11 protein-coding genes are annotated in these 10,723 nt (G+C 40.1%); 5 read left to right on the top strand and 6 right to left on the bottom strand.

The window, feature by feature from the left end; all coding sequences use genetic code 11:
- Positions 1-282: 282 nt before the first annotated feature.
- From ABIE50_RS15655 to ABIE50_RS15645, 3 genes are read left to right on the top strand one after another with little or no spacing between them, the layout of a single operon-like run.
- Entirely contained in the window at positions 283-828 is a 546-nt protein-coding gene (locus ABIE50_RS15655; protein ID WP_209867389.1) for an RNA polymerase sigma-70 factor, read from the top strand.
- 49 nt (positions 829-877) lie between these two features.
- Positions 878-2,035, top strand: coding sequence for a FecR family protein (locus tag ABIE50_RS15650; protein WP_209867386.1), 1,158 nt, complete (start codon positions 878-880; stop codon positions 2,033-2,035).
- 48 nt (positions 2,036-2,083) lie between these two features.
- A complete protein-coding gene (locus tag ABIE50_RS15645) occupies positions 2,084-2,485 on the top strand; it encodes a hypothetical protein (RefSeq protein WP_209867384.1) in 402 nt (133 codons plus the stop codon).
- A gap of 7 nt (positions 2,486-2,492) precedes the next feature.
- Here the strand turns inward: ABIE50_RS15645 and ABIE50_RS15640 are convergent, their stop codons facing one another.
- From ABIE50_RS15640 to ABIE50_RS15630, 3 genes are all read right to left on the bottom strand, one after another.
- Entirely contained in the window at positions 2,493-4,703 is a 2,211-nt protein-coding gene (locus ABIE50_RS15640) for an outer membrane beta-barrel protein (protein ID WP_209867383.1), read from the bottom strand.
- 101 nt (positions 4,704-4,804) lie between these two features.
- Complete coding sequence (locus ABIE50_RS15635) at positions 4,805-5,164, bottom strand: carboxypeptidase-like regulatory domain-containing protein (RefSeq protein WP_209867381.1); 360 nt, start codon at positions 5,162-5,164, stop codon at positions 4,805-4,807.
- Positions 5,165-5,341: 177 nt separating this feature from the next.
- Complete coding sequence (locus ABIE50_RS15630) at positions 5,342-5,815, bottom strand: hypothetical protein (protein ID WP_209867379.1); 474 nt, start codon at positions 5,813-5,815, stop codon at positions 5,342-5,344.
- Positions 5,816-5,977: 162 nt separating this feature from the next.
- Between ABIE50_RS15630 and ABIE50_RS15625 the strand changes: the two genes are divergently transcribed.
- Positions 5,978-6,604: a hypothetical protein gene (locus tag ABIE50_RS15625; RefSeq protein WP_209867378.1), complete on the top strand. Its 627-nt coding sequence runs from the start codon at positions 5,978-5,980 to the stop codon at positions 6,602-6,604.
- Positions 6,605-6,683: 79 nt separating this feature from the next.
- Here the strand turns inward: ABIE50_RS15625 and ABIE50_RS15620 are convergent, their stop codons facing one another.
- Both ABIE50_RS15620 and ABIE50_RS15615 read right to left on the bottom strand, forming a co-directional pair.
- Positions 6,684-7,391 (bottom strand): hypothetical protein, encoded by a 708-nt coding sequence (locus tag ABIE50_RS15620; RefSeq protein WP_209867376.1) that lies wholly within the window; start codon positions 7,389-7,391, stop codon positions 6,684-6,686.
- 31 nt (positions 7,392-7,422) lie between these two features.
- Positions 7,423-8,151 (bottom strand): hypothetical protein, encoded by a 729-nt coding sequence (locus ABIE50_RS15615; protein WP_209867374.1) that lies wholly within the window; start codon positions 8,149-8,151, stop codon positions 7,423-7,425.
- 254 nt (positions 8,152-8,405) lie between these two features.
- Here ABIE50_RS15615 and ABIE50_RS15610 point away from each other — a divergent pair, with 254 nt between their 5' ends.
- Positions 8,406-9,104 (top strand): hypothetical protein, encoded by a 699-nt coding sequence (locus ABIE50_RS15610; protein WP_209867372.1) that lies wholly within the window; start codon positions 8,406-8,408, stop codon positions 9,102-9,104.
- Between the two features lie 1,326 nt (positions 9,105-10,430).
- Here the strand turns inward: ABIE50_RS15610 and ABIE50_RS15605 are convergent.
- On the bottom strand, positions 10,431-10,715 hold the full coding sequence (locus ABIE50_RS15605) for a hypothetical protein (RefSeq protein WP_209867371.1): 285 nt from the start codon (positions 10,713-10,715) through the stop codon (positions 10,431-10,433).
- Positions 10,716-10,723 lie beyond the last annotated feature (8 nt).

Raw genomic sequence — 10,723 nt, 5'->3', positions numbered from 1 at the left:
ATTAATTTTTCGGCTAAAAGTTTAAAAAAATAACAAAAAAATAAAAACTAGAGTTAATTTTACTTCGTAAATAATTTTGACAGACTGTTTTCACTTTGAAATAATTTTGAATAGTTTGTGCTGTTAGTCGTATTTATTTTGGACATCTCACTTTGCATTTTATGCCATCAAATGGGGATTTGAAGGTATAGTCAACTGTTATAGAAAATCAATATTTCACTCCCTTAAAAGAAACCGGACCGGAAAGCAATATTGCTTACTGAAGATTGTCATTTATAGAGAATGCTAGAGGATAACCATGAAAATGCGCAATTAATAGATCAACTAAGAGGAGATGACTTATCAGCCTTTAATGAACTTTATAAAAAGTATCGAAAGGCATTGTTCATCTATGCCTTCCGATACATCAAAGATGAAGAGGTGTGTTATGAGCTTGTTCACGATGCCTTTATTTATCTTTGGCAGAAAAGGTCTGGTGCCATTAAGGACCCAAATATTAATTCCTACTTATACAGCTTTGTCAAATCCAGATCATTGAACTATTTGCGGGATCAGCGTAACAAAAAACTGAATGAACACCTCACTTCCCAAGAACTTGCTGAACACCCGGATTATGAATTGGAAGACCACTCAGACACCACCACCATTTTAAAAGAAGCACTTTCCAGTATCCCTTCTCCCGCTACCAGGCATATTTTTGAGATGCGATTCATAGATGAAATGTCTTATAAAGACATTGCCCTCTCCAAATCCATTAGCATAAATACGGTATATGTACACATCAACTCAGCACTTAAGATATTGCGTAGTAAGTTTAAAAAAATATAGCTAAGACTAAAGATTTTTTGAAATTAAGTGTTTTAATGATATGGGAGGTTTGAAAAGAAACGATCTGGTAGATATTGAATACTACTTTTCGCAAAAGCTGGCAGGTTCTTTAAGCGATAAAGATTTAATTTATATTAATACGCTAATAGAACACGACGCTGAAATTAATCAGCGTTGGCAGGATTTCTGTGCGGATTTTAACGAAAGCGATATCTCCAATCAATTTTCACGGTTAGACGATCCCCATGGCTGGAAGCCGATTACAACCGCACAGCTGGGTACCAAAACTATGAAAGGTCGTTTTTTATCCGTGTTGGTCAATAAGAAATATGTACCTGTATACGCCGCCGCTATTTTAATAGCGCTCTTTTTACTTCGTGATCAGGGAAGTTTATTTATCCCCAGAAAGATCCAACCACTCAATAACGAACTTACGCAACAGGACACGTTTGTTTTAACGCTTGCGGATGGCCGGGTAGTCGATCTCAGCAAGCCCGACGGGGAAAACCGACAGGGAATTCATTATAATAGCCACGAAAAATTACTTTCTTTTGATCCGGGAGGGGCACCTACCGGCAATAATACCTTAAAGGTCCCAGCAGGCAAGAGTATATCGCTGCTGTTGTCTGATGGCAGCAAAATGATGGTCAACTCCGCCACAGAGATTATCTTTCCTATCATCTTCGATGAGCGGAAAAGAGAGGTCAGTATTAACGGGGAAGCCTATTTGACTGTAGCCAAGGATCCGTCAAGACCTTTTACCGTCCATACCAGGTCCGGAGAAGTTCAGGTACTGGGAACAGAATTCAATTTAAACTCCTATGATCCGGCTAAGATGACTGTAACACTGATCCAGGGATCGGTAAAGGTGGTCACTTCTAAAGGTCAGGTGACGTTAAAACCCGGCACGAGAGCCATTGCCGGCAAGCAAAATAAGATTATTGTGGAGCAAAACATGGATAGCCAGGCACTGAGTTGGAAAAAAGGGGTCTATTATTTCCACAATTCAGATCTGAAAGAGATAAAAGAGATTTTGGAAAGATGGTATAACATTGAAATTTATATTGATAATCCAAGCCTTTCAAATCAGAGATTTACCGGAGCAATTGACAAAACCAGTAACGTTTCCATATTCCTAGAAAACTTAACCGCAGTTACAACGATCAGATATTCTATTGATTCAGCACGCAACGTACATTTCAACTGACGCCTTTCCTGTTATTCACGGCAACCTAAATGAAAAAACCTAAATATTATGACCCTCGATCCGATAGTTCCTGTTTATAAACTGATTTGCAGTCAGGAGGCTGGGAATTTTGGGATATCCCCCGTTTTAATTGAAATTCTGCTAATTAAACAGTTATACGCCAGAAAAAATAAAAGACACTTGGTTAGCGAATACCTGAAGGATAGTTCCCTATCAGCATCACTGAAAAAATGGAACGGGCCGTTTAAGATCCTTAATGATAAAAGCATACCCACCTTTCTTTTTGATGACGGAATAGAAATTGCTATCAGGTCACGCAGAGACTGTCCATCCGGTTATAAATGGGATGACTTTATACGGGAAACTTGTATGAATATATCCACGGAGGCCAAAGCAATAATAGCACAGCGATTAAAACAGCGATTGGAAGAAGCAGACGCTACTTTGTAAGATACCCTCAACGCGCCTCTGGTTTTCCGAAATAATAGGTAAACGACAGCATGCCCATTCGGGTTAATGGGTTTGTTCTGATATCTTCAATATAGTTATCCCCTACATTCCTGCTAATGGTATTACTGCGATTTAGTAAATCATATACCATTAACTGCAGAGCAGCATGCTTCCTAAGCACCTGCTTTGCTACTAACAGATTGACAATAACCTGATCGGTGTTAAAGCCAGCCTCTCTTCCCCTATTCAAGTAGTAACTCGTCTTTGTACCTAACTGGATTGCTAATGGCAGGTAAATATTTGATTTTAAGGACAAATTAACATCCACCGTATTGAGTCCAGATTGGCTTAGCCTCTTGTAGGAGGTACCGTTATAGATTATATTACCTAAAAATAGGATGTCCCACGCTTGTTTATGGGTATAATTAAAGCCTGCACTCTGAATGGCCATTAACCGCTGGGTATGTACAACTACACGGTTATTTAGACTAACCTCCCGACTCATGCTAAGCAGCGTATTGATACGGAGAAACGAATGCAGCTTACTGATAGGCAGGGCATTTGAAATCATCAGGGTTCCTTGAAATGGGCCATCCACATTTACCGGTAGTATGATCTGGCGCCCTATAGAATCCACTCTCATATCATCCACGACTTTATCTTTTTGAAAAGCGGCAGAAAGGCTCACCAGGAAGCTTCTAGAAGTAGCAGGATCGATGGAGCGGAATTCCAGGTTCAGCTCCTCTGTCCGGGCCGGTCGCAAGTCAATATTACCCGTCCTGATAAGTAACGGATTACTGTAATCGGGAACTGGCAGTAACTGGTTGGAAGAAGGAGGTAAAACATTAGCCGAATAGTCAAAATGCATCCTATGTGTTGCGTCAAAATTATAATTAAAGGCCAGGTAAGGCAAACCTGTAACCAAGTGCTGCTTAGCTGACTGGCCCAAATTGATGATCTTTGTATCCTGATCGTTCAAAAACAGATTTACACCAAAGGAATAATCAAAACGCTCCTTTTGTTTGCGATATCCCACACCTCCGTTCTGAATGTGATAGTTGCCTCTTAAAGTGGCAGAAAGACTATCATTAGGCAGATCAAAGTGCTGTCTCAAAGGATCAAAATTATAAACCTGCTTTATACTCCGGGTGGCGTGCCTGGAATAGAGATAGGTAAAATCTAAAAATTGGTCCTTACCGATAGGTTGCGTATATCTGGTTCTTAGCTGCAGATCTTCGCTTTCGTTCCGCTGCCTGTTGAACAAGTCAAAGCTATCAACCCTGTCCTGCCCATCAGGACCAACATACCGGGTTATCGCATTGTTGAATGGCTCCGCAGTGGACCGGGTTAGTCCGAAATCCATATTTACAAGTAATGCTTGCCCCAATTTTTTAAATCTTTTCGTAAAAAACAGCCGACTGCCATACCTGTAATCATTACTTTGTTCATGGCTGTTGCTTATGCCAGCGTTCATTAGATATCCCCTATCGCTCCTGGAATCATAATCACTTCGTTGCGCCATATCGGTCGTGCCATACCCCAACTGGTTTCGAAAATCCAGTTTGGCAGTACTATCGAGCTGATAAGATAAATTCAATACCAAATATTGGTTATGAATGCCTTGGTTGGAGACCATACTTTGCCTGGATGCGTAACTGGAATCCGGTAATGTAGTCCTACGGGTAGACTCGTTGCGCAATGAGATAACATTGTTGGAAAGCAGGTAGGAGGATTCCAGGCTCAGCTTTGAAGAAATAGCTTGGTTGAAATTTATGCCTGCATTCCAGTATCTTGATAAGCCATTGCTGCCCGTGGGCTCCAGCTGCTGATCAAAACCGTTTACATTATTGGCTGCGCCAATGATACTAATTTGCTGATCTGTTGTTAAATGATCCAGGCTCAGCTTACTACTGTAATGCTGGTCTGTTCCAAAAGCACCGGAAATAGCGCCGTTCCAGCTATCATAACGGTTCTTTTTTATAATCAGGTTCACTACCTTCTCAGACTTCGTGGTACGGGAGCTATTCCCACTAGCAATTTCTGGCTCTCGGTCTATAATCTGTATACGGTCTATCAAACCAGCCAACAAATATCTGCTTGCTAATTTAGTATCATCCCCAAAGTAAGCGCGTCCATCTAACAGTACAGTTTTAACCAGCACTCCATTTACTTTTACCGATCCATCCGGCATCACCTCCATCCCGGGAATTTTCTGCATCAGTTGTTCAAGGTTATCATGTGGATTAGTTTTAAAAGCAGCGGCGTTATAAGTTAACGTATCCTTTTTTACAACTAGCGGCGGCCGGGATTGGGTAATCTCTACTGCAGTAAGCTCAAGGTATTTTTTTTTAAATAGATCTCCGGCAGCTGAATGGGCCCTGTATCCACTTTCACCCCCGTCCTCCGTAAGACCGGATGGTAACCTATACAGCTAATATACATCAGGTAATTCCCCGGACTAATCCCCTGGATTTGATAGCTCCCTTCCCCATTAGTTATGCCTGTATATTTTGTTTTGGAGGAATCACTTGCCAACGCTAAAGAAATGGAGGCGCCCGCAACCGGCTTATGTGTAGCTGAGTCTAAAATGCTACCGGCCAGCTGGGCAGTAGGGTTCACTTGTGAATAGACTATAAAAGGCCATAGCAATACAATGATGAAAGTTGGAAAAGGTTTCATGCTGAGGGATTACATGCCCTCTTAAGATCGGAAAAGATAGTGCATCCAGTTAGCAGTGAAGATAGTTTATATAATCGCTGCATGCGCCCCCTTAATTTATGCTGAATTTAAATGACCGTGCCACCCGATCAAAAGTACCCCGATATCTGTCCGCGAGATTTGTCTACGTTCCCGCAGTTATAATATAAGCACATTATCTTTCGGAAATATGTAACAAACCAGCGTCGCCTTAATGCCACGTGGCTCCATACTGTACTTATACCAAGCTCCCTTTAAGCTACCAGCAGTAATGCTTCCCTCATCCAAAATGACAGCACTCGAAATAGAAAGCTTTACCTGCTCCTTCGCTTTTTTTAGATATGTCTCCAGGCTCAAGTGCAGCATGCTTTCTGTCATTACATTGATATTAGTATTGGGATCCGCCAAAGTTTTAGGTGCCAATAAAAAATAATAATCAATCCCGTACGCCGTTTGATGTTTGGTTTCCCAGCCCACCGGCACGTCAAGAACATATGATCGCTTACCCGTATTCAGGTTTTTAGTATCCGGAATTTTTTCAATTATATCCTCTGCCGCTTTGCGATGGTTGCTTTTATAGGTACAGGCTGCAACAGCCATTAACAAGAAAATAGGTATAGGTCTTACGCTCATAGTAATTCAACTGTCTATAGCCCAAAATATGACATTTCTAGGGAAAATTGCAGTTTACACAGTCATTCTATGGCTTTCTTTCTCCAGCTGTTCATGATAGATAAAGGCTTTGTACGAAGTATTCGGTCAATTTACAATAAAAGTATAATTTCAAGAAAAAAAATGGGACTGGACTTATTCCATGTAAAACTAATAGCACTGCCAGCCGACTCACAAGATTTCTTTTACCTCGACCAACTGGAAGAATCACCCCTGATTGCCCCCAACCTTCCATCCCTTACCACTAGCCTGGTAGAAGCCACTCATTTTTTTACTATCTATATTTTCCAGAAAAAAAAGTATCAAAATTACTTCACCAGTCGATATAGTAATAATGAAAACAACAGTGCTTATCTTGTCGGTAACCTGGAGGAATTAGCAGGGGAGATATCCAGGATAGAAGCTACCTATCATCTGGATACCGGATCCAGATCCGTATCCCAATCGCAGCTCAGGGATACTACAGATCCTGGAGGCCCGACAATTTTCAGTACCCAGCTCTCCTATCCTGTCGCGTTTTCTAACCGTCAGGTAATTTATTACCAGGAGGCCGGCTATCAGCGCAAAGGCATGAACAGGGAGTTCTATAGCGATTTTGGCAATTGTCAGCTATACTTTACAAAGGAAGACGTATGCAATGCTGAAAGGTACCTGGATACAGACTACCGCCCGGACTTGGCCGAACACTTTAAAACCTTCTTTATTGACAATTTCGTGGAGGGAGAAAGCGTTTTTTTCCCAAGCTGGTAGGAAAAAATCTATCATCAGGGGCCCCTACATCTAAGTGATAAGAAAATAGCCGGGACAATGCCCAGCTATTATCTTGTCATCAATAAAGTCTAGGATGCCTTTGCGCAATTTCCTTTAAGATTTTATAGATGGGTGAATCTGCAGGCGCCTGTAAATATTCCAATATCATTCTCGTTTCTCCCAACTGATCTATGATCGATATCATGCTCAGCCGTCCTTTAAACTTTTTTTGGATGGTATAGAACGGAATCGGACTTGACATCTCAGGCTCCAGGTAGAAGGTCACTTGTGCACCCTTAGCCATCGCCCCACTATTTACAAAGCTAATTAAGCGATATTGCCGGTTGCCGATGACTGTATCTTTGGAAACAAATTTTTCTCCATTATAAAAAGGATAATCAAACCTAACTCCAACCTGTTTGTTTTCGATAGGCTGCCAATTTTTTTGAGCCTCATTTTTCAGCGCCGACAATGAATTATATCTATAAAATTGTTTGTTTGTAAAATTAATGAGATGATATCCATTTTGTACATTTTGGCTTCCTGTACGCGCGCCGGCGTTCTGCAACTCTTCATTCCGCAAAATACTTTCTATGGCATGTCCGTTAAGATAAAATATACTGTCCGGAGCCATTAATTCAATGAATTTTTCGGATGACTTTTGCTTAATCATATAATGCCAGATAAATAAACCCATTTCTTTTTGAATTGTTGCCGGAGATCCACCTGAGCAACACGAAATGGAACCAATTAAAAATATGGCACTGAGCACCGATAATCTGATCATACTAATAACTCTATTATTGATAATACTTGAATTAATAATGCCCGCCACTAGTGAAGAAAGCGACCCGGGCATTGACATATCTGGTATTCGACCTTTCTACGGTAATGCCATAACCGGATATGGTTCCTGCAATATAAAGATAGGCGAAGTACAAGTTATTCGTATAATTATTAGAAAGCGTTTCTGTCCATTCTACCCCTCCGGTAATGCCGACAATATAAGAGGATTGATGCTGTAGCGTTACTATCTTGTAATAGTCCGTTGATTCCTTTTGTATTTGAAACTTTTCATTTGAGTAAATTTTATAAAGCCCCAATATATTTTCGAAGGCCTGCCACTTATAGATAAAATCAATAATATTACCAGTATAATAGTAACTATCGTCAGGATAAGCATTGCTTTCCACATAGTCCACTCCCGGCCTGGTTGCATTCATTGGCAGCACATCAACGTACTCCTGAGGAGTTGGTTCCCCTAAAAGTGCCAATGATTTATTATTTACCTGTTTTCTTCCTGGTGTACTCCCCGCTTGCAGGTCAGCAATTTTCGCCTGAACCCGCTCTATTCTTTCTGTGGAAGCTGTATCCAGGAAATTTACAATAGAGAACTTCTTTTCTACAGGCATCATTTCGAATTCTTGATAAGTTCTTTTACCCATTATCTCGCTTTCGATATCAGGAATAGGGCTTATCTCTGGGCTTTCAGTCTTTTTACAGGCAAACAAGGTAAGGAAGCTAAAAAAAAGGATGTTCTTTTTCATTTTAATTATGGGTTTATGGGTTGATATATCGGGTTAAATAACTACTTTCATGAGTTAATAGAACAACTAACGATTGTATTTATACCGGTCTACTTCAAAAAAAATTCCTTTACAAACAAAAAAAGATCCCCTATGGCTATCTACAGCTAAAAGAAAGAAACGCCCAACAAACAACACCAGAGGTACTGGGACGTAGACTACCGCCCGGACTTAGCGGAGTACTTTTTCTCAACTCCCTGCATAATTAACATACCATGAAATGGGAAGACTTAAAAGTTTACAGGCCATTGACCAAGGAGGAACTAAAACCTGCTTACAAGGATTTTACGCAAATAGTGGCCGCTAACCTCCAATCATTCGGCTTTCACCTGGTGGGGCGAAAACTGGTCATGCTCTCAAACGATTTGTTTCATATCATCCATCTGGATACTCGTGGCAGCTGGATGGGATTATCTGAGTACTTTAAGACAGAAATCTCTCTGGTCGCGGTATGTGATAAATCTCCCTTCATACGAAAATGGGAATTAGTCGGGGCTAAAAAGATAGAAGAACTAGCCGTAGGCATCCGCGACAATTATCGGATAACAAAAGAGTATCCATTGCTGGCAAACTTTCTGACAGAAAAAATTATTGAACACGTCTTACCTTATTTTGATAGATACGACACCTCCTTAAAAGTACTCGCCGACAGAGATGCTTTTGAATATGGATTACATATGAGTGAAAATGCAAACCTAGTGTTGTTCTCTGAACTTCAAAACGGCATCAATGTAAAAGCAGAAGAAATTATTGATAATATTCTTATGATCGTCCGAACATCCAATGAATATATAGACGAGCTGAATCTCTACAGAGAAGGATTACAAACAGGAAATTGGGCATTAATCAACCAACAACTGGCTTCCAATAAGCAGGAAGTATTTAAAAAGCTAAAGAAAATAATTCCGGCATAAGCCCCTATATTCTCGACCATATCACCAAATCACAGCTGGTCGCCACAACCAGCGAGTTACCGATCGGAGAAAATCCATATGCCTGTAGTTCACATGCACCATCTTGATAAATAAATTCATGATGCTGTCGACTCTGATGGGTGAGGAAAAGCTTATGTACGTTGTATTTTTCAAAGGGTGGATCATCTGGCACAGGCCCGGTACATTCCAGGGTCCAGCCATCCTGCGTTTCCTTGCTCATAAAGTCTTTTCCGTCCAGCCCGTGGATCCGGACAGTATGTCCTTCTAAAATGCCATAGCATCGTTACCAGTTACGTTCCAGGCATATCTATTCGTTCCAATCGTAACTTTCCTTAATCCTTTTTGGGGTAATGTCGTGTGTGCTACTTTTTGCTGTTCATCCAGGTACCATTTGCTTAAATGAAAATTCCCTTTTTCCTTTACAGGGATCATAATGTGCCTGGCATTTTGGCAATGAATGCAGAATTAAAATGGCAGAACTTTAAAGTCTCCCATCTCGCCCAGTGATTGGCTCTTTAGCGCATCACACTATTTCTTTATGCAGATGAAAGAGGTATCAGACCTGATCGCATTAAATTGCTCTCCATTCCAAAATCTCACATCATCCATATTATTCGTACTTATTATTTCCTTCGCCGGCCGGTGGCAGGAATGGTATTTTTATGCCCAGAATAAGGGAAGAAAATTATCAGGCAATAAGATGAATTTTGCGCCGTCCCTAAATAATACCTAAGATGGTGAATTTCAGGTACCAGCCTTGATTTTGATAGTGCTACAGGTCAAAACATTTTCCTACAACAATTAAAGGATTTGCCCAAGAAGACTTTATCAGCTTTACAAAAAATACATCTGGTCTTTCTCCATCGATGCAACGACAATGTAATTTCCTATTCACCGTAGAAAAAAACTGAAATATACTATCATGGCCATTATGATCCGATATCAAAGTCTATTCTTCCAGGGAATGGGATTTATTAGAAGGGCCTCCCATCCAGATGGTTACTATCTAAGCTCGCTGCCGACATTTGGAAAATGAAAGAAATGTAATAGAAAAACGAATCTACCAAATGACTTTAATTAACAAAACAGATAAATACATCTACAAAAAATATTCTGAAAACCGGACAATATAAGCTATATCTCGATGTTTCTTGTATCATGATGCCTTGTCAAGGTCTTGAACAGCATCTACCTAATATCTTACTAACATACAAACACAAAGAAGCCATGAGTAATACCCACGGCTTCCTATTATTAAAAATACTTAACCTTGATTCATCAAATTGCCAATATTGTAATTGAGGCTTACCTCCTTGTAATATACCTTTTAAATAAAACTCTAAAAAAAAGTAATCCCACCAAAATAAAAACAAGAATTTGGACTAAAATTACAATGCCATGTTGGTTTGGATCGGAGTATAAGATACCCCAACCAATAAAGTTAACTGGAAGAGTGACCAATACTCCCCACATTACCCATTCACCAAATAATAAATTATCTGGATACATCGACAATATTGACAATGTACCTAAACCAACATATAAAAAAGCGACTAGATATGAATATATATAAGCGGTACTTTTACTCATAAATCATT

Origin of the sequence: Chitinophaga sp. OAE865, from assembly GCF_040546735.1 — a bacterium.
Taxonomy (GTDB): domain Bacteria; phylum Bacteroidota; class Bacteroidia; order Chitinophagales; family Chitinophagaceae; genus Chitinophaga; species Chitinophaga polysaccharea_A.
This window is presented reverse-complemented; position numbering and strand designations above follow the sequence as displayed.

Bases quoted from the DNA above. Each gene is read 5' to 3' on its own strand.
- ABIE50_RS15655 (WP_209867389.1), top strand. From the start codon at position 283: ATGCTAGAGGATAACCATGAAAATGCGCAATTAATAGATCAACTAAGA.
- ABIE50_RS15645 (WP_209867384.1), top strand. From the start codon at position 2,084: ATGACCCTCGATCCGATAGTTCCTGTTTATAAACTGATTTGCAGTCAG.
- ABIE50_RS15640 (WP_209867383.1), bottom strand. From the start codon at position 4,703: ATGCAGAAAATTCCCGGGATGGAGGTGATGCCGGATGGATCGGTAAAA.
- ABIE50_RS15635 (WP_209867381.1), bottom strand. From the start codon at position 5,164: ATGAAACCTTTTCCAACTTTCATCATTGTATTGCTATGGCCTTTTATA.
- ABIE50_RS15630 (WP_209867379.1), bottom strand. From the start codon at position 5,815: ATGAGCGTAAGACCTATACCTATTTTCTTGTTAATGGCTGTTGCAGCC.
- ABIE50_RS15625 (WP_209867378.1), top strand. From the start codon at position 5,978: ATGGGACTGGACTTATTCCATGTAAAACTAATAGCACTGCCAGCCGAC.
- ABIE50_RS15620 (WP_209867376.1), bottom strand. From the start codon at position 7,391: ATGATCAGATTATCGGTGCTCAGTGCCATATTTTTAATTGGTTCCATT.
- ABIE50_RS15615 (WP_209867374.1), bottom strand. From the start codon at position 8,151: ATGAAAAAGAACATCCTTTTTTTTAGCTTCCTTACCTTGTTTGCCTGT.
- ABIE50_RS15610 (WP_209867372.1), top strand. From the start codon at position 8,406: ATGAAATGGGAAGACTTAAAAGTTTACAGGCCATTGACCAAGGAGGAA.
- ABIE50_RS15605 (WP_209867371.1), bottom strand. From the start codon at position 10,715: ATGAGTAAAAGTACCGCTTATATATATTCATATCTAGTCGCTTTTTTA.